This window comes from Brucella pituitosa, from assembly GCF_965577835.1.
In the GTDB taxonomy this organism is placed as follows: domain Bacteria; phylum Pseudomonadota; class Alphaproteobacteria; order Rhizobiales; family Rhizobiaceae; genus Brucella; species Brucella pituitosa.
The window spans coordinates 122,609-141,041 of sequence record NZ_OZ264093.1 but is presented as its reverse complement, the minus strand read 5'-3'; the positions used below and the strand labels follow the sequence as shown (position 1 = coordinate 141,041).

The following is an 18,433-nucleotide window of genomic DNA, read 5'->3' as shown; positions in this document are numbered from 1 at the left end:
AGGACCTGCCATGAAAGCCCTGACGATAGCCGCCACCGGCATGAACGCCCAGCAGCTCAATCTGGAAGTGATTGCTAACAATATCGCCAATATCAACACAACGGGCTTCAAGCGTGCACGCGCAGAATTTTCTGATCTTCTGTACCAATCGGAACGGACGGCGGGCGTGCCCAATCAGGCCAATCAGGCAATTGTGCCTGAAGGTGCTTTGGTCGGGCTTGGTGTACAGACTGCAGCGGTACGCAATCTTCATATTCAGGGAAGCTTCAACCAGACCGGCAATCCATACGACGTGGCTTTGACGGGTCGTGGCTGGTTCCAGATTCAGAGCCCGACAGGTGAAACGCTTTACACACGCGCTGGCGCATTCAACAAGAATGCTGACGGTCAGCTGGTAACGCTCGATGGCAACGCGATAGAGCCAGCCATCACTATTCCGCCTGACGCTATTGAGGTAACGATTACCGAAACCGGACAGGTCTTTGCCAAATTGCAGGATCAGGTCAATCAGGTCGATCTTGGCCAGCTTACACTTGCAAACTTTACCAATGAAGCTGGTCTGGAACCATTGGGCGGCAACCTTTACCGCGAAACGGAAGCATCTGGCGGACCACTTGTCGGTGTTCCCGGTGATCCCGGCTATGGCGCGATCAAGCAGGGCTATCTCGAAGCATCCAACGTCGATCCAGTGAAGGAAATCACCGATCTGATCACGGCACAGCGTGCTTATGAGATGAACTCCAAGGTCATTCAAGCGGCCGATGAAATGGCTGCGACCGTATCGAAGAACCTTCGCTAAAGCATAGAAATGCTTTATCTTTTTGTTTTTACGCACATCCTGGTCCGAAAACCGGTTCCCACTTTTCGGGATGTGCTCCAACGGTGATGGCGATGAGTTATACGAAGGCAATTTCCCGGAATACAAGGCTGGCAATCACTGCCGGCCTTCTGCTGTTCGCACTCACTGGGGCGGCAGTAACGGGTGCGAGCGCTGCCGACCGCATTGCCTTTGTCGTGCCTTCGGCGATTGTCTATCCCGGTCAGATCGTGAGCGATACGGCACTTCTCGAAAAGCAGTTTTTCATCAGTGCGCCTGCCGCGAGCCAATACGTCCTTTCGCAGGATCAGGCTACGGGCAAAGTCGCACGCAAGACGCTACTTCCGGGCAAGCCCATTCTCGTTTCCGCACTTGGCGAACCATCGCTGGTGAAGCGCGGCGTTCCCGCGCCGCTGGTGTTCACGTCCGGCACGCTCGTTATCACCGCTATGGGCACACCGCTTGAATCGGGTGCGGCTGGCGACTTCATCAAAATCCGCAATATCGACAGCGGCATCATCGTGTCTGGCACAGTGCTTGCCGATGGTCGCATTCAGGTGGGGATGCAGTGAAAAAAGCGCGCGTAGCCCTCATCGCCCTTTTGGCCATAGCACTCCAGCCTATCGCTGGTTTTGCCGATGAGTCTTCGAAAAACGCACGAGAGTTTGGCAACGCTGTTGAAGCTGACGCTGACTGGCTTGGCTCTGGCGGCGATCCGTCGAAAATGGCTTATGCCGAGCTCGGCAGGGGTAGTGCGGTTGCACGTCTTAAAGACATTGCGACCATTCAGGGCGTACGTGAAAACCAGCTTGTCGGTTATGGTCTTGTTATCGGTCTGAAGGGCAGTGGCGATAGTCTGCGCAATTCGCCTTTTACCGAGCAGTCCATGCGTGCCATGCTCGATAATCTTGGCATCAGCGCACCGCGCAATTCGACCCGTTCCAAGAATACCGCAGCCGTTATCGTGACGGCCAATCTGCCCGCATTTGCGGGAACTGGTTCGCGTATCGATGTGACTGTCTCGTCGCTTGGCGATGCGACGTCGCTGCAAGGCGGTACGCTGGTCATGACGCCCCTTATGGGTGCTGATAATCAGATTTATGCGGTGGCGCAGGGCAACATGATCGTTTCGGGCTTTTCAGCCGAGGGCGAGGCCGCAAGCATAACGCAGGGCGTTCCGACGTCGGGCCGTATTCCGAATGGCGCGTTGGTCGAGCGCGAGGTTGCAGGCAATTTCGGCAAAGACAGCGAAATGGTTGTCGAGTTGCGTGATCCTGATTTCACGACCGCCGTACGCGCCGCCGATACGATCAATGTGTTCGCCAAGCGTCGTTACGGACGTGGGGTGGCGATTGCGCGTGATGCTAAGACCATCCGCCTGCAACGGCCGAAGAATGTTCCCGCGGCGCGCTTCCTTGCCGAACTTGAAGGTCTGCCAATTACGACCGATGAAGTGGCCCGTGTGGTGGTGGATGAGCGCACTGGAACAGTCGTTATCGGTGAGAAGGTACGTATTTCCAAAGTGGCAATCAGCCATGGCAGCCTGACGGTGCGGGTCACAGAAACGCCGATGGTCGTACAGCCTGAACCTTTCAGCTATGGCGAGACCGAAGTTGAGCCGAATACCGATATTGCAGTCAATCAGGCTGACGCCAAGATTGGTATTCTGACGGGGGCTAATCTCGAAAATCTCGTGAAAGGCCTGAACCAGATTGGTGTCAAGCCGAACGGTATCATTGCCATTCTGCAGGCCATCAAGACGTCCGGCGCACTTCATGCAGAACTGGTGGTGCAATGACTATGGTTAGAAACATCATCGGTTATGGTTCAGCTGTTGCGATGCTCGTAGGTGCAAGCGTTTCGGCTTTCGCACAGCAGCCACTTCCGCCTGTCCCAACGACTGCACAGGCAGAAGCGCCAGCAACTGCCGCGCAGCAGCTTGCGGCTTCGGCGCCAATTGGCAATCTCGATGAAATCCGCAAGTTTTGCGGCAATATTGATGATCAGGCGGCAGATGCGCGGTTTGCACTTCAGACCAAGCAGCTCAACGATCTCAAAGCCGATGTGGAAGCTCGTATGCGTGCGCTGGAAGACAAGCGCAAGGAATATGAGATGTGGTTGAAGCGTCGCGACGAGTTTGTCAGCAAGGCGCAGGATTCACTGGTCGATATCATTTCCAAGATGAAACCCGATGCTGCGGCAGCTCAGATGTCGCTTATCGGCGACGAGGCTGCTGCCGCTCTGATCCTCAAACTCAACCCACGGGTATCGAGTATCATTCTCAATGAAATGCCGCCTGAGAAGGCGGCCAAGCTTGCACGGGTCATTGTTGGTTCGCAGCGCACGGCTGCGGCACCTCAATCCAACAGGGCTCAGAGCGCTCAGGCTGAAACCGGGAATACAGTGCAATGACGAGAAGCATGAACAAAGCAATCCTTGCAACTGCGATGCTGGCTCTTCTGGCTGGTTGTGCCACCAAGCCCGAAGAAATCGGCCGTGCGCCAGACCTGTCGCCTGTGGCTGCCAATCTCGGCATGAACAACAATCCGCAATATAGCGGCTACCCCATTCGTCCGAGCAAGGCGTCATACTCGCTGTGGGATCAGCGTTCGACCAATTTCTTCAAGGACCCGCGTGCGGCTGAGCCTGGGGATGTGCTAACCGTCATCATCTCGATCAATGATCGGGCAAATATGGATAACAAGACCGACCGTGAGCGTGTGTCGAAAGGCCTTTATGGAGCGGGCGCTTCATTCGATACCAGCAGCCTTTCTGGCGCAGCAGGCGGTGGCGATATTGATGCATCGGTCAATACCCGTTCCAACAGCGCGTCCAAGGGCAAGGGTAAGATTGAACGCAGCGAAGACATCCGCCTGCAGGTCGCTGCCATCGTCACCGACACTCTGCCCAATGGTAATCTGATTATTCGAGGCTCGCAGGAAGTCCGCGTAAACTTCGAGTTGCGCGTCCTGAATGTCGTGGGTGTTGTGCGTCCGCGCGATATTTCCGGAAACAATACGATTTCCTACGACAAAATAGCCGAAGCCCGCATTTCCTATGGTGGGCGCGGGCGTCTGAGTGAGGTTCAGCAGCCACCCTATGGTCAGCAGATTCTCGATCAGGTTTCTCCGTTCTGAAGTTGAGCAGGCATGAGCGATACGGCAATCGATAAAGACGGAAAAGCAAAGACCTCGATAGTGGGGCTGCTGGCTGCTGTCGCTGTGCTGACCGCAATTGCTGGCGGCGGCGGCTGGTATCTTGGCGGGGTAATTTCCGCCGATCAGCAAGTTGCCGCCAAATCGACAACGAAAGATGACAAGCCGAAGCAGGGCGATTTCGAATCCCGCTCCATCGGTACAATCGTCCCGTTGCCGCCGATTGTCACCAATCTCGGCATCCCGCAGACCACATGGGTTCGGCTTGAAGCCTCTCTTGTCGCGAAGCCGGGACGAGAGATTCCTGCAGGTGTGGCGGCAAGTGTGGGCGATGATTTTATGAGCTTCCTGCGCAGCGTCAATCTCATGCAATTGCAGGGTGCGGCAGGGCTGGCTTATTTGCGTGCTGATCTTGAAGAGAGGGCGCGCATGCGTTCGGAAGGCGCGGTGGACCGGGTCTTCATTTCGACGCTGGTAGTAGAATGAAAAAGATTATCACTCTTACAAGCCTGCTGACGCTGGCATTTGTTTCTGCCGCTCATGCGCAGGCCTTGTCGCTGGATAATCTGTTGCCTGCGGGAAGCGGTACGGCGAGTGGACAGATTGTTCAGCTGTTCGGGCTTCTGACGGTACTGTCGGTAGCGCCTGGCTTGTTGATCATGGTTACAAGTTTCACGCGTTTCGCAATTGCGTTCTCGCTTTTGCGTTCGGGACTTGGGCTACAGACTGCTCCCGCCAGTATGGTTATGATTTCGCTGGCATTGTTTATGACGTTTTACGTTATGGCACCGGTTTTTGATCGCGCGTGGAACAATGGCGTTCAGCCATTGATGCGCAACGAGATCACGCAAGAGGTGGCTTTCCGTGAAATTTCCACTCCGTTTCGTGAATTCATGATGCGCGAAGTGCGAGACAAGGATTTGCGCCTGTTTGAAGATCTCGCGGACCCGGCTTTCCGTACAGGTGAAGATGGCATTGTGGATTTCCGTGTACTGGTCCCAGCCTTCATGATCTCGGAATTGCGTCGCGGCTTTGAAATAGGCTTTCTGATCGTTCTGCCGTTTCTGGTGATCGACCTTGTGGTTGCAACACTCACCATGTCGATGGGCATGATGATGCTGCCACCGACGGTTATATCCTTGCCGTTCAAGATATTGTTCTTCGTGCTGATCGATGGCTGGAACATCCTCGTGGGAAGCCTGATACGATCATTCTCGTAAATGATGCCCGGGGCAAAGGGATGTTTCGAGGCGCCCGTGGTTCTATCTCAACGGGTCGTTAAGCATCCTGACGAGATGCGCCTCCCGAAAACCGTGGTTCGTTAAAAACGTCCGCATTATATTAATATATTCTTAACAATTGGGTTATAGTGCTAGCAGCCATAGTGGGTCTCCACGCGTTTCGTGGAGACAGGCATGATGCCGCTCCCCTATGCCGGTAATATTCAATCCGGCCTGTCCCTCAGTTTGTTTTCCCAAGGGGCAATACAATGGCTAGCATTCTTACCAACTCTTCAGCTCTCACCGCTCTTCAGACTCTTTCCTCGACCAACAAGTCGCTGGAAACCACGCAGAACCGTATTTCGACCGGCCTGCGGATCGGCGAAGCTTCTGACAATGCATCGTATTGGTCGATTGCGACCTCGATGAAGTCCGACAACAAGGCCAACTCGGCTGTTCAGGACGCTCTCGGCCTTGGCGCTGGCAAAGTTGACACTGCATACTCCGCGATCAACAAGATCCGCGAAGAAGTCGACAAGATGAAGACCAAGCTTGTTTCCGCTATGGGCGCAAGCGCAGAAGATCAGCTGAAGATTTCAACTGAAATCGAAGCAATTCAGAAGACCATTGGTTCGGCAATTTCCAATGCCAACTACGCTGGTTCTAATCTTCTGAACGCGCCAGCAGGTGATCTCAATGTCGTTGCTTCTTACAACCGCACAGGCGCAACAGTTACTGTTGACACCATCAGCCTCGAAGCAGCTGACACTGCAGTTGCAACGACTGCAGGAACTGCCGGTACGCCAGCTTCGGGCGGCATGATTGGTGGCCTGTTGTCAGCAACCTTCTTTGCACCAGCTGCAGGCACAGCCGTATCCGACGCGGACATCAACACCGCTCTGAACGCTGTTGAAGATTCGCTTGGCAAACTGGCTACCGGTGCTGCTAAGCTTGGTGCTGCCAAGTCGCAGATCGACAGCCAGAAGAGCTTCCTCTCGGGTCTTTCCGACTCGATCGAAAAGGGCGTTGGTACGCTCGTTGATGCCGACATGAACAAGGAATCGGCTCGTCTGTCGGCTCTGCAGGTTCAGCAGCAGCTCGGTGTTCAGGCTCTCTCGATCGCTAATTCGTCGAGCCAGTCGATCCTGTCGCTGTTCCGCGGCTAATAGCTTAGCTGATACGGCTTATATTTGGAGGGCGCGGGGTTCATTCCGCGCCCTTCTTCTTTTTTAAAATGCCCCCGTCATCCAGGCCGACACTTTCGCGCAAGCTTCGCGATCTATTTTGCTCGCATCAGGATGGCGGTGGTATTGATGCAGCAGAATTTCCAGCAATTACTCGAACAGCTTAAGGCAACGCTCGGCAAGCTTGGCGCGCGAAAACTTATAGCGCTCGGACTTGTGGGAGCAGCATTGATGGGCGCGATCCTGTACACAAGCGTTTATCTGAGCCGCCCCTCCTATGAAACACTCTATGTTGGCCTCTCACGCGATGACGTAAACCGCATGGGTCTGGCACTTGGTGAAGCTGGTATTGCTTTTGATGTCAAATCCGACGGTTCGTCGATCCTTGTCCCGATTGGCAAGGCTGAGCAAGCACGCATGTACCTGGCAGAAAAAGGTTTGCCGACCTCGAACAATGCCGGTTACGAGCTGTTCGACAATATGGGTTCGCTCGGCCTCACATCATTCATGCAGGAAATCACTCACGTTCGCGCGCTTGAAGGCGAAATCGCCCGCACCATTCAGGCAATTCGCGGCGTGAAGGCCGCACGCGTTCATATCGTACTTGCAGAAAAAGGCTCGTTCCGTCGTGGTGATCAGAAACCATCGGCTTCCGTTGTCATTCGTGCTGAAGGTGGCTTTGCCGCTGAATCTGCCCAATCGATCCGCCAGCTGGTTGCAGCCGCAGTTCCTTCGCTTGATGCATCTTCCGTGACCGTTCTCGATACCAATGGACGCCTGTTGGCATCCGCTGGTGAAGCCGCCAATGGCGCAGCGCTTATGACCGCATCGCTTGAGCAGCAGGTGGCTGCGAATGTTGATGAAAGCATCCGTAAGGCGCTCGCTCCCTATCTTGGTATCGGTCATTTCCAGAGCAGCGTTCAGGCGTCACTCGATACAGACCGCCGCCAGACCAACGAGACAAGCTTTGATCCTGAATCACGCGTCGAGCGTTCCGTGCGTGTGGTTCGAGAAAGCGGCGATTCCCGCAATTCCCGCAATGACAACGCGACGGGCGTTGAGCAGAATATTCCGCAGGAAGAAATTCAGAGCCGTAATGGTGATAGCTCCACGGAAAAAACCGACCGTCGTGAAGAACTGACCAATTATGAAATGAACACCAAAACGGTGTCTACGGTCAGCGATGGTTATGCCGTTAAACGTCTGTCTATTGCTGTCGTTATTGATCAGACGCGTTTGCTTGAAACTGCCGGTACGACCCCGCCGCCCGCCGATTTTGTTGACCAGCAGATTCTGAAGATCCGTGATCTCGTTGCCACCGCCGCCGGTCTCAACGCTGATCGCGGTGACGTTATCAACGTGACTGCTGTCAATTTCCTCAATCCTGCAGGCGCGGATATGGACCCGGTTTCGACGCCATGGTCCGAACAGCTGATGCGTCAGAGCGGTTCTTACGTTACTGCGCTGGCAATTCTCGGTGCTGTTGCCCTCCTGATCTGGTTCGGCGTGCGTCCGCTGCTGCGCGATCAGAATGCCAAATCGGCAGGAACTGAAGTTGCCCTGCGCGAAGCCAGTGAAGCTGGTGTGCCAAACTTTGTTGGCGATACACAGCAGGCCATCGCAGGTGAGGGCGCCAAAGCGGTGATCGGTGGGCCGGAAGCCTATGCCGATCAGATGAAGACGAGCCTCAGCGATCTGCGTCAGCGCATGCGCATGCCTGCCAAGTTGCGCCTCGAACAGATGATCGAGATGGACGAGGAGCGTGTGGCTGCCGTTCTCAAGCAATGGATTCATGAAACTGCCATCAAACAGGAGGCCGCATCGACGCAGCGGTCGGCCCAGCGATCTGCGATGCCGGAGCTTGAGGCAGCCTGATTATGAGCACGCTCACGCTTAGCCGCTACCTTCCCGATTTTTCAACGCATCCGGTTGCTGATGATGCGGTCGAGATCATTGCGGCGCCTGCGCATCCCCTGCCGCTTTCCGAGCACCCCAAGCGGGCAGATGCACCAGAGACGTCGGCGGCAGAAAAAGCGGCGTTTACCGAGCAGGCCGAAGTCGCTCACGCTATTGCTGTTGAGGAAGAAAAGCGAAACGCATTCGAGGCCGGTCGAGAAGACGGCCACAAGGAAGCCGAGGCTCTGTATGAGGCCGAAAAGGCCAGGCTTTTGCGTGAACACGAAGCTGAAATCGAGGCATTGCGCGCCAGCTTCTCCCGCGAACAGGCAATTTTGCTGGCGGGTGCATTGACCGAGGCTCTGAGTGGGCTGGAAAAGAGCCTTTCTGCGCAGATTGCCGATGTTTTGGCGCCGCTTCTTGCAGCCAAGCTGGAACGGGATGCCGTTTCCGGTTTCGCGCAGCGTATCAGTACACTTGCTCTTGAGGCGCGCGCGCCGGAAATCGCAGGGCCGCTGCATCTTCTTGAGCCGCTTCGGAAGCATGCCGATCTCCTGCCAGCTGAATGCCGGTTCACAGAAACCACATCCGGCGAACTCTCATTTTCCTTTGGTGAGCGCGTGCTTGAAACGCGTGTTGCGCCGGTTCTGGAAGAATTAAGGGCTGCCGCCAGATGAGCATCGATCCGGAAAGCAAACGCGAAATCATTATCGTTCGTCGTGGTAGGCACGATGATCATGACGGTCATCATGGTGGCGTCTGGAAGATTGCATATGCCGACTTCATGACTGCGATGATGGCCTTCTTTCTCGTCATGTGGCTCATCAATGCCGCAAACGAGGAGAGCAAGGCTGCTGTTGCCAGCTACTTCAATCCTGTCAAGCTGATGGACCGTCATTCGAGTCCCAAGGGCGTGCAGGATATTGATGAGAAAAACGGCAAGGTTCGCTTCGAGAGCGACAAACAGATAGAAAACAGCACCAAGGTCATCAACGACAATGCAACCTCTCTGCCGATTGAGCAGGAAGAGAGCCGCATGTTCCGCGAGCCTTATGCGGTCTTGTCCGAACTTGCACATGAGACGGGCGTTTTGCAAAACCAGTCCACCAAGGGCGACGGCGGCAGTTCTCAGGCTGGCACGCAAACTGGCGCTGATGGTGGCGACGCTTATCGTGATCCATTCAGCCCGGACTATTGGTCGAGCAAGGCTGCAGAAGAACTGACGCAGCCAGAAGCAGCGCCTGCAACACCGCCGCAGCAGACTGTTGACGCGAAGGTCGAGACAAAGCCGGAGGACGCTGAAAAACCTGCTGAAAGCCAGGAGCAGCTGATTGCGGATCTGAAGAAAGCTGCAGACGGAGAGGCTCAGTCAGAACGCGGGGAGGCAGCGAAAGCTGAACCTATGCCTGATGTGACGGTTGTTCCTGTCGAAGGCGGCGTCATGATCCAGCTGACCGACAAGGTCGATTTTGGTATGTTCACGATTGGCTCCGCCAAACCCGACGCAAGGGTTGTGCAGATGCTCGAACGCATCGCGCAGGTTATTTCGCGGCAGCCGGGCGAAGTTATCATCAGTGGCCACACCGATGCACGTCCTTTCAAGAGCGCGACCTATGATAACTGGCGTCTGTCTTCAGCACGTGCGCAAATGGCCTATTACATGCTTGTGCGTGGTGGCCTGGATGAAAAGCGTGTGTTGCGTGTTGAAGGTTATTCAGACCGTCAGCCCAAGAATGCAGCCGATCCGAACGCTGCTGAAAACCGTCGCATCGACATCTTCCTCAAGTCCACCCCATGAAGAAACTGGTAACGCGCTCTTTGCTGGCACTTGCTGCGAGCCTGCCGCTGATAAGCGGGGGAGCGGTTTCCTATGCCCAGACAGTGGTAGCGGAAGAACGGCAGAGCTTGCCGGTGCTTGAGCCATATAAGCTCGTTCGTTCGCTGCGCATGTTGCAGGATCAGCTGGTTTCGGGGAAGCCTGAAGCAGTCGTCATGCTCAACAGGCTTCTCATTTTCGTCAGTTCCGACATGGAGCGTGCTCCTAAGGAACTCTGGCAAAAGCCTGAGAATATCTACGCGGCGATTATCTATCTCTTCAATGGCGGCAATCCGGAAGCAGTGCGCAAGGTGCTGGCTGGTCTGGATGGCGAGACCGTCCCGCCAGAGCTTGTCAAAGGCGCCTTGGCTTATGCTTCGGGTCAGGACATTGAGGTGGTAAAGCTGTTTTCAGTTCCGCTGTCACAACAACTGCCAGCAGAGCTGCGCTCCTCCATCATTTTGGTTACTGCAAGCCAGATGACAGCCTTTGATCCTGCCACCGCACTTCTGCGTCTTGATCAGGTTCGGCTTGAGAGCCCAGGGACGCTTTTTGAAGAAGCTGCAATTCGCCGCTCAATGCCGATTGCGGCCAAGCTGGGCGATGCTGACAAGATACGCACGCTATCGCGCAATTATCTGCAGCGCTTCCCGCGCTCGCCCTATATGCGCGATTTCATGAAGCAGTTCGTGGATGCTGCGCTAAAACTCAATGATCGGATCGGCAATGCCGAACTGACCAAGCTGATTGGTACAGCTGATCCCGTTATGCAGTATTCGCTGTATTTGCAGATTGCGCGTGGTGCTCTGGTAAATGGCCAGACTGAACGCGCCCGTTTCATGTCGGGTGAGGCACGTAAACTGGCGGATCATCTGAAGACCGATCCAAGCCGCGCCAATCTCTATGCGGCTGCAAGCGATGTTGCATCCGATTCTGCCGGAAATGCTTTGCGGGAACTGTCGCAGATTTCACCAGATCGACTGCAGGAGCGCGACAGGCAGCTTTTGCAAGCGGCGGAGGCTGTCGGTTCAGTTGTCACGCGTACGCCTGCCAGCATGGCGGATAAGGCGAAGCCGGGCAAAACTGAGACTGACATCCCTGCAATGCCAATTGCGGATGCGGAGGAAGAGCCAGCGCCGGCTGCCGCTCAGGAAGTTGCGCCAGCAGTTGGCTGGAAGCCATCTCAGCCCGCACAGCCCGAAGACGATTTGCAGAAGACCATGGATGACGCGCGGCGCAAGCTTGCAGAGATTGATGCCTTGCTAGGGAAGACCATTCAATGAGCGTAGATGTTTTGCTGAATGCGGCTGGAAGGTTGGCTTCGCTTGCCAAGGGAAATGGTGCGCAGCAGGGCACTGTGGCGAAAGTGAATGGTGAAAATCAGGAACAATCCGAGCCTGCAAAATTGTTCGGCGCACTTCTCGAAAAGCCGCAGAACAAGCTGTCGCCGGATGGCGAACAGAAGGACGGCGATACAGGGTCGGATGATAGCGATAAGACAGAACGCGAAGCACAGGCGCAATCTCCTTCCCAATCTCCGGTCTATGGCGCATCGCAGAACCTGCTTGTTTTGGCAGCAGGATTGACCAGTTCGAGTGGAGATAGTCAGGTCGCAGCAGCCAGCAATGCGGCCAAGCCGGGGGCAAATATATCCGCACTGGCTGATGCGGCGGCGGCTGATCAGGGAATGGCTGTCGATAACGTATCCGACATGCCAATGCCGGAAGCGCTGTCAAAGAAGGACCAGCCAGGGAAGGATCAGCCAGAGAAGGATCAGAAGGACAGCGCCGAGGCGAGCAAGAAGAACCCGGCTTCTGTTGATCCCAAGGGTGCTGCAAAGGCTGAAAATGTTGTCAGTCACAATCAGCCTGCTGCAACAGCAGCTAAGCAGGCTGATAGTCCGGAAGAAGCTTCGTCCGTGTTACCCAAGCCAGAGCTTTCGGCTCAGTCGAACAATGCTGCAGAACCAGACCGTCCAAATGTGCAGCCACAACAGCAGTCCGCGAAATCGCCTTCCGTGGTTGATGTTAAGTCTCCTTTGCCAACGGCTTCAACAGCGGCAACGCGCATAGCAGACATTCAGCTGGTATCGGAACGCAGCTTCGGCGCGGTGAAGACCTTGCAGATCAGGCTTGATCCGGTGGAGCTTGGCGCTGTGACTGCGCGTATTCGCTTAGTCGCTGATAATAGCGTCGAAGTTCATCTTGTGGCTGACAAGGCTCATGGGGCGGAGGCGCTGGCAGCTGATCGTTCAATGATTGAAAAGGCACTCAAAGTTGCTGGGATCGCCGATGATGCGAAAATCTCGGTGACGGTCACAGAACGAGGAGCAGTCAGTGCTGTTCAGCATAGTTCAGCAAGTCAGAGCGCCGGGCATCAGCAGGCAAGCTCTCAACAGCAAGGCCAGCAAACCTTTGACATGCAAAACGGCTCGGACGGTCGGGGCAATGCGCAGGGACAGTCGCAAGCGCAGTTCATGGGCGGAGAGGGCAGGCAGAATGGCGAATCCGGTCAGGCAGAAAGCAATAATGCACGCGCTCGCATGTCGACTGAAGCCAATGAGCGTGAAATGTCTGGCGGTCCTGGTGGCCGTAATCGCGGCCTGGTCGTTTAATTTATCAATAGCTAAAGCAGAGAATACTTGCGAACGGGAAATGCATCGAGCATCCGCCCGTTATGGCGTGCCACTTGGTATTCTTTATGCTGTTGGCTTAACCGAAACCGGGCGCAAAAACTCGCTTCAGCCCTATGCAATGAACATTGAAGGAAGGGCCGAGTTTTTTCCGTCTCAGGCTGCAGCTCTAAGGCGCTTTACCCAGGTACACGCCGAAGGTGCAAAACTGATCGATCTGGGCTGCATGCAGATCAATCACTATTATCATTCGAGCGAATTTCCGTCGGTTGGCGCGATGCTGCAACCAAGCCTCAATGTTGATTATGCTGCACGCTTTCTTAAGCGTCTGCGTGAACGCGAAGGCAACTGGACGATGGCAGTCGCGCGCTATCATGCAGGTCCCAATAATGATCCTGCGCAGAAGCGGTATGTATGTCGCGTGATGACAAATATGATCGCTGCAGGCTTCGGAAACTGGACGCCGCAGGCAAAAAGTTTTTGCGCTGGCTGATTGTGAATCCAGGAAAAATGCCGGTTGTAGAGGGGTGCTCTATACACGTGCGGATTCGGCATTCAATCTTTGGTTGCAAAGGTTTGAATGAGGTGTTTTAGAGAGTAAAATTTTAAGTGCTTGTAAAGAATCGTAAAACTTCGTGAGCGCATTAACCAATCGTTAAGGTTTTCAGACGAAGAGTGGGCGGGCGATGCAATCATCGCGATTCCCTTTAAATTAGATTTTTCTAAATTACCTCCCAATATATTGCGGGCAACTTTTTGTCATTGCCGCCGACTCCTCCTGCCCGTTACTTCTGTCTTGCTTGGGTTAACATATTGATTCGGAAGGCGGGCCGATGATCGTAGTCGTAGATGAGCGGAATATTGTGACTGAGGGGTACTCCTCTTGGTTCAGTCGAGAAGGCATCACGACAACCGGCTTTACACCAGATGATTTCAATGAATGGGTCGAGAGCGTCCCCCATCAGGATATTCTGGCAGTTGAAGCCTTTCTGATCGGCGAATGTGAAGCTCAGAACGGGCTTCCAGCCCGAATTCGTGAACGCTGTAAGGCGCCGGTGATTGCGGTAAATGACCGCCCGTCACTGGAGCACACTCTGGAGCTTTTTCAATCCGGAGTTGATGACGTGGTCCGCAAACCGGTTCATGTCCGCGAAATCCTCGCCCGCATCAATGCAATTCGTCGCCGTACCGGTGCGTCTGGCTCATCAGGCAATGATGGGACCGAGCTTGGACCGATCCGGGTTTTCTCCGATGGTCGTGATCCACAGATAAATGGTGTGGATTTCCCGTTGCCCCGCCGTGAGCGCCGGATCCTTGAATATCTGATCGCAAACCGTGGTCGCCGCCTCAACAAGGCGCAGATTTTCAGTGCGATTTACGGCATTTTCGACAGTGAAGTCGAAGAAAATGTCGTCGAAAGCCATATCAGCAAGCTCCGCAAAAAATTGCGCGAAAAGCTTGGTTTTGATCCTGTTGATTCAAAACGTTTTCTTGGATACTCAATCAATATCGAATGAGATTCGTATCCGGTCTGTCGGGCTTTCAAAAGCTCAAATCCAGTAATTCGCGGTTTTTAAAGGTAGTCCCTTCCGGGCACCCCTGAAACTGATCGAGTCCTCAGTAAAAGCGTAAAAATCCTAAAGGCTACAGTTTCACGCAAGCGTGGCCCGTTAGCTTGTCTGCGGATTCTCAAATTCTCAGGAGTTGCCAATGAGCCTCTACGGTATGATGCGGACCGGCGTTTCGGGTATGAACGCGCAGGCCAACCGCTTGTCTGCAGTCGCGGATAACATCGCAAATGCGAGCACGGTCGGTTACAAGCGCGCTGATGCGCAGTTCTCGTCTCTGGTTCTGCCCAACACCGCAGGTCAATATAATTCTGGCAGCGTGGAAACCAGTATCCGCTACGGTATTTCCGATCAGGGCGGCATTCGCCCGACGTCTTCAACCACTGATCTTGCTATCGATGGTAACGGTTATTTTGTAGTTAGCGATGCCGACGGCACGCCTTTCCTTACGCGCGCTGGTTCGTTCGTTCCTGATCAGTATGGCAATCTTGTCAATACGTCCGGCTACTACCTGATGGGCTATCCAGCAGACGCGAACGGCAATGTTACTACAGTGGCCAACAGCTTCGACGGTCTGGAGCGTGTGAACGTCAAGCAGTCCGATCTGGTCGCCACGCCAAGTACATCTGGCAATTTCACGGTCAATCTGCCTTCGACGGATACAGTGCCTGCTACCGGCGAGTTTAATCACAAAACATCGCTGATCGCTTATGACAACCTTGGTGGCAAGATCACGCTGGATGTCTATTTCACCAAGACCGGCGACAACACCTGGGATGTTTCGATCAAGAATGCCGCGGATGGCGTGGAAGTCGGAACAACCACTCTGAATTTTGACGGCACGAACGGTAAGCTGCTTTCCGGCGGCGACGTTGCTGTTGATCTCACTGCCTATAATGGCCAGTCATTGGATCTTAACCTTGGTTCATCCAAGCAGCTTGCCAAAGACTATACGATCAGTGAAGCCGTTATCAACGGTCAGGCGCCTTCGTCCATCAAGGGCGTGGATATTGGCAAAGACGGTTCCGTTGTGGCGCTTTATGAGAATGGCGCGCAGAAGCTCCTCTACCGTATTCCGCTCGGAACGGTTGCCAGCCCTGATCGCATGTCGGTTATCAGCGGCAATGTGTTTTCGCCGAGTGCCGAATCCGGCAACATCCAGCTTGGGTTCCCTGAAGGCGGCGGCATGGGCAAGATTTCGTCCGGCGCGCTGGAAGAATCCAACGCTGATATTGCGCAAGAGCTGACCGACATGATCGAAGCTCAGCGCAGCTACACCGCCAATTCGAAGGTCTTCCAGACCGGTTCCGAACTGATGGACGTACTGGTTAACCTGAAAAGATAAATTGAAGCGGTTCCGGGGAGGTGGTCAGTCTCCCCGGAATTGCAGTTTTAAAACTGGACTGTTTTCGCAACAAAAACGGTTCGACGTAGGATGGGGATAAGATGTCGCTTAGTTCTGCTCTTCTGACGGCCAAAAGTTCGCTTGCGGCAACGTCCAAGCAGACGTCAGTCGTCTCTCGCAATATTGCGGGAGTCAATGATCCTGATTATTCGCGGCGTACGGCCTCGCTGGCTTCCGGGCCGTATGGCTCGCTTTATGTGAATATCAGCCGGTCCGCTGATGAGGCGTTGTTCAACCGCTTTATTCAGTCGAACAGCACGGCATCCTCTTCTTCTATTCTGGCAGGCGGGCTTGACCGCCTTTCGTCGCTTTATTCGGTGGATAATTTTTCAGGTTCGCCTTCGGCCCTGATCGGCGATTTGCGCGATGCGCTCCAGACCTTTGCTGCCTCTCCCTCCAATTCGACACTTGGCGATAGCGTCGTATCGACTGCGCAGGCGCTGGCCGATGCCCTGAACGATGGCACGAAGCAGATCCAGTCTCTGCGCACCGATGCAGATAATGAAATCGCGGACTCTGTTGCCAACATCAACGACGTGCTGGCCAAGTTCGAAAAGGTGAACCAGCAGATCGTCAGCGGCACGCGTGCAGGCAGTGATGTGTCTGATTTTCTTGATCAGCGCGATTCACTGCTGAAGCAGCTTTCCGGCGAACTGGGTATCACGACCATGGTGCGCGGCGACAATGACATGGTCATTTTCGCAGAAAGCGGCGTAACGCTGTTTGAAACAACGGCACGTAAAGTCAGCTTCGAATCCTCCGGCGGTCTCGCAGCGGGTGTTGCAGGCAACGCTGTTCTGGTCGACGGTGTGCCACTGACGCACGACACATTCGATCAGCCTTACGGTACAGGCCGCTTGAGTGGACTCTTGCAGTTGCGTGATCAGATTGCACCGCAATACCAGATGCAGCTTGATGAGATCGCACGCGGTCTGGTGTCGATGTTCGCGGAAACTGATCAGACTGGAGCAGGCCCAAATCAGACCGGTCTGTTCGGCTGGGCCGGATCGCCAGCTGTTCCGGGTACGGGCGTTACAGCTGGCCTTGCGGGCACGATCAAGGTGTCGTCCGCATTTGTTGCATCAGAAGGCGGCAGCTCGCTTCTCTTGCGTGATGGCGGTGCGAATGGTGCCAATTATAAATATAATGCAACTGGTGCGTCCGGCTTTAGTGATCGTCTGCGCGCTTTGAACGAAGCTTTCACGGAGCCACTGACTTTTGCGTCGTCTGCAGGGCTTAATTCCAGTGCAAGCCTTATTGATTACAGCGCTTCTTCGATCAGCTGGCTGGAAGGCAAGCGGAAAACGGCTAATTCCAACTTCTCTTACAATCAGACCGTCGCTGTGCAGGCCGATCAGGCGCTTTCCAATGCCAATGGTGTCGATATCAACACTGAAATGGCGCTGCTTCTTGATCTTGAACATTCCTATCAGGCCTCGAGCCGGGTGTTGACGACGATCAACTCCATGCTCGACGATCTTCTCAACGCGGTGTGAGGCTTATGAAAGCGCAATCGATTTCCACTTATGGTGCAGCTTCAGCTCTCAAGGTCCTCGTAGCGAAGACTAAGGCTGAGCTTGGGAAAGCTCAACAGGAAGCGACCACTGGTATGGTGTTCGATGTTGGTTTGGCGCTCGGTTCCAAGTCTGGCCAGACCATATCCTTGCGCAAGGAATATGATCGTCTGACTGTTCTGACCGATATGAACAAACTGCTGCAGCAGCGGATGACGACGACGCAGAGCGCGACCACGACCATTATCGAAAATACGCAAGATTTTCTCGGCGATCTGACGGGAGCCAACAGCACCGTTGAAGCTGCTGAAACGGCTGCAAAATCTGCGCAGTCTTTGCTCGATTCCGTCACCGGTTTGCTTAATACCAGCTATAATGGCGAATATATTTTCTCTGGTGTGAACACCGATGTGAAGCCGATTGCCGACTATACAGAAGGTAGTGCCGCCCAGACAGCGGTGCGCCAGGCATTTGAAGATCATTTCGGTTTCGGCATGAATGATCCGCGGGTTGCCAATATTACCGGCGATGAAATGAAATCCTTTCTCGAAGGCGATTTTGCTGAACAGTTCAATGATGCCAACTGGGATGCTAATTGGTCGAATGCGTCTGACACGGTGATTAAGAGCCGTATTTCACCCAGCGAAACGGCTGCGACATCGATCTCTGCCAACGCAGACGGTTTCCGCAAGACAATCATGTCGGCGGTGATGGTTTCTGAATTTGCGACCATCGGTCTGAACAATTCCGCGTTTCAGGCGCTCACCACACAGGCTATGCAGACAACGACGCAGGGGGTCACGGGGATGACCTCAGAGCAGACGACGCTTGGTCTTGCGCAGCAGCGTACGAATGCAGCCACAACACGCATTGCAGCCCAGCAGAAGATTCTCAATGAATCGGTTCTTAATCTTGAGGAAGTCGACCCTTACGAGGCTGCAACACGCGTTAATGCATTGATGACACAGATCGAGACATCCTATGCGCTGACAGTTCAGCTGCAGAATATGAGCCTGCTGAACTATTTGAAATAGTTCGATCATTAGAGCGCCGTGCACCCTTTGGGGTGCACAAATGACGCTTTGGACTATTAAATCGACGCATTGTTCTTTCCAAAAATCGGTTCCGATTTTTGGGCGATGCTGTGGGGCGCTTATCCGCCCCGAAGTTGAACATCACGCACTGGGCAGCATGAGGCGGCCTGTAAGTGTGATGCCGGAGAACGG

General features: G+C 54.4%; 18 protein-coding genes. All 18 read left to right on the top strand.

Going from position 1 to position 18,433, the window contains the following annotated elements:
- Window positions 1–10 precede the first annotated feature (10 nt).
- The 18 genes from flgG (at window position 11) to ACSME1_RS11905 (ending at window position 18,241) form a co-directional block, all read left to right on the top strand.
- Window positions 11–799, top strand: coding sequence for a flagellar basal-body rod protein FlgG (flgG, locus tag ACSME1_RS11990; protein WP_024895902.1), 789 nt, complete (start codon window positions 11–13; stop codon window positions 797–799).
- Window positions 800–891: 92 nt separating this feature from the next.
- On the top strand, window positions 892–1,389 hold the full coding sequence (flgA, locus tag ACSME1_RS11985) for a flagellar basal body P-ring formation chaperone FlgA (protein WP_424577420.1): 498 nt from the start codon (window positions 892–894) through the stop codon (window positions 1,387–1,389).
- On the top strand, window positions 1,284–2,615 hold the full coding sequence (locus ACSME1_RS11980; protein ID WP_435655445.1) for a flagellar basal body P-ring protein FlgI: 1,332 nt from the start codon (window positions 1,284–1,286) through the stop codon (window positions 2,613–2,615). The genes flgA and ACSME1_RS11980 overlap by 106 nt, the downstream gene beginning before the upstream one ends.
- Window positions 2,612–3,229 carry a MotE family protein gene (locus tag ACSME1_RS11975; protein ID WP_435655255.1) on the top strand — a complete coding sequence of 206 codons (618 nt, stop codon included), beginning with the start codon at window positions 2,612–2,614 and terminating at the stop codon, window positions 3,227–3,229. The genes ACSME1_RS11980 and ACSME1_RS11975 overlap by 4 nt, the downstream gene beginning before the upstream one ends.
- Complete coding sequence (gene flgH / locus ACSME1_RS11970; RefSeq protein ID WP_024895898.1) at window positions 3,226–3,954, top strand: flagellar basal body L-ring protein FlgH; 729 nt, start codon at window positions 3,226–3,228, stop codon at window positions 3,952–3,954. The genes ACSME1_RS11975 and flgH overlap by 4 nt, the downstream gene beginning before the upstream one ends.
- 12 nt (window positions 3,955–3,966) lie before the next feature.
- Window positions 3,967–4,458: a flagellar basal body-associated FliL family protein gene (locus tag ACSME1_RS11965; protein ID WP_424577422.1), complete on the top strand. Its 492-nt coding sequence runs from the start codon at window positions 3,967–3,969 to the stop codon at window positions 4,456–4,458.
- Window positions 4,455–5,192: a flagellar type III secretion system pore protein FliP gene (gene fliP / locus ACSME1_RS11960; protein ID WP_024895896.1), complete on the top strand. Its 738-nt coding sequence runs from the start codon at window positions 4,455–4,457 to the stop codon at window positions 5,190–5,192. The genes ACSME1_RS11965 and fliP overlap by 4 nt, the downstream gene beginning before the upstream one ends.
- A gap of 269 nt (window positions 5,193–5,461) precedes the next feature.
- Window positions 5,462–6,358 (top strand): flagellin, encoded by an 897-nt coding sequence (locus ACSME1_RS11955; RefSeq protein ID WP_024895895.1) that lies wholly within the window; start codon window positions 5,462–5,464, stop codon window positions 6,356–6,358.
- 132 nt (window positions 6,359–6,490) lie between these two features.
- The gene (fliF, locus tag ACSME1_RS11950; protein WP_435655254.1) at window positions 6,491–8,251 is read left to right on the top strand and encodes a flagellar basal-body MS-ring/collar protein FliF; all 1,761 of its coding nucleotides are present in this window, start codon (window positions 6,491–6,493) and stop codon (window positions 8,249–8,251) included.
- A 2-nt stretch (window positions 8,252–8,253) separates the two neighbouring features.
- Complete coding sequence (locus ACSME1_RS11945) at window positions 8,254–8,949, top strand: hypothetical protein (protein WP_435655253.1); 696 nt, start codon at window positions 8,254–8,256, stop codon at window positions 8,947–8,949.
- A complete protein-coding gene (locus tag ACSME1_RS11940; RefSeq protein WP_435655252.1) occupies window positions 8,946–10,070 on the top strand; it encodes a flagellar motor protein MotB in 1,125 nt (374 codons plus the stop codon). Before ACSME1_RS11945 ends, ACSME1_RS11940 begins: the two co-directional genes overlap by 4 nt.
- Window positions 10,067–11,371 (top strand): chemotaxis protein, encoded by a 1,305-nt coding sequence (locus ACSME1_RS11935; RefSeq protein ID WP_435655251.1) that lies wholly within the window; start codon window positions 10,067–10,069, stop codon window positions 11,369–11,371. Before ACSME1_RS11940 ends, ACSME1_RS11935 begins: the two co-directional genes overlap by 4 nt.
- Entirely contained in the window at window positions 11,368–12,702 is a 1,335-nt protein-coding gene (locus ACSME1_RS11930; protein ID WP_435655250.1) for a flagellar hook-length control protein FliK, read from the top strand. The genes ACSME1_RS11935 and ACSME1_RS11930 overlap by 4 nt, the downstream gene beginning before the upstream one ends.
- Entirely contained in the window at window positions 12,647–13,213 is a 567-nt protein-coding gene (locus ACSME1_RS11925) for a transglycosylase SLT domain-containing protein (protein ID WP_036566614.1), read from the top strand. Before ACSME1_RS11930 ends, ACSME1_RS11925 begins: the two co-directional genes overlap by 56 nt.
- Window positions 13,214–13,553: 340 nt before the next feature.
- A complete protein-coding gene (ftcR, locus tag ACSME1_RS11920) occupies window positions 13,554–14,237 on the top strand; it encodes a flagellar transcriptional regulator FtcR (protein ID WP_024895888.1) in 684 nt (227 codons plus the stop codon).
- A 193-nt stretch (window positions 14,238–14,430) separates the two neighbouring features.
- Window positions 14,431–15,633 (top strand): flagellar hook protein FlgE, encoded by a 1,203-nt coding sequence (locus tag ACSME1_RS11915; RefSeq protein WP_435655249.1) that lies wholly within the window; start codon window positions 14,431–14,433, stop codon window positions 15,631–15,633.
- A gap of 101 nt (window positions 15,634–15,734) precedes the next feature.
- The gene (flgK, locus tag ACSME1_RS11910; RefSeq protein WP_435655248.1) at window positions 15,735–17,189 is read left to right on the top strand and encodes a flagellar hook-associated protein FlgK; all 1,455 of its coding nucleotides are present in this window, start codon (window positions 15,735–15,737) and stop codon (window positions 17,187–17,189) included.
- A gap of 5 nt (window positions 17,190–17,194) precedes the next feature.
- Window positions 17,195–18,241, top strand: coding sequence for a flagellar hook-associated family protein (locus ACSME1_RS11905; protein ID WP_105534776.1), 1,047 nt, complete (start codon window positions 17,195–17,197; stop codon window positions 18,239–18,241).
- Window positions 18,242–18,433: the final 192 nt, after the last annotated feature.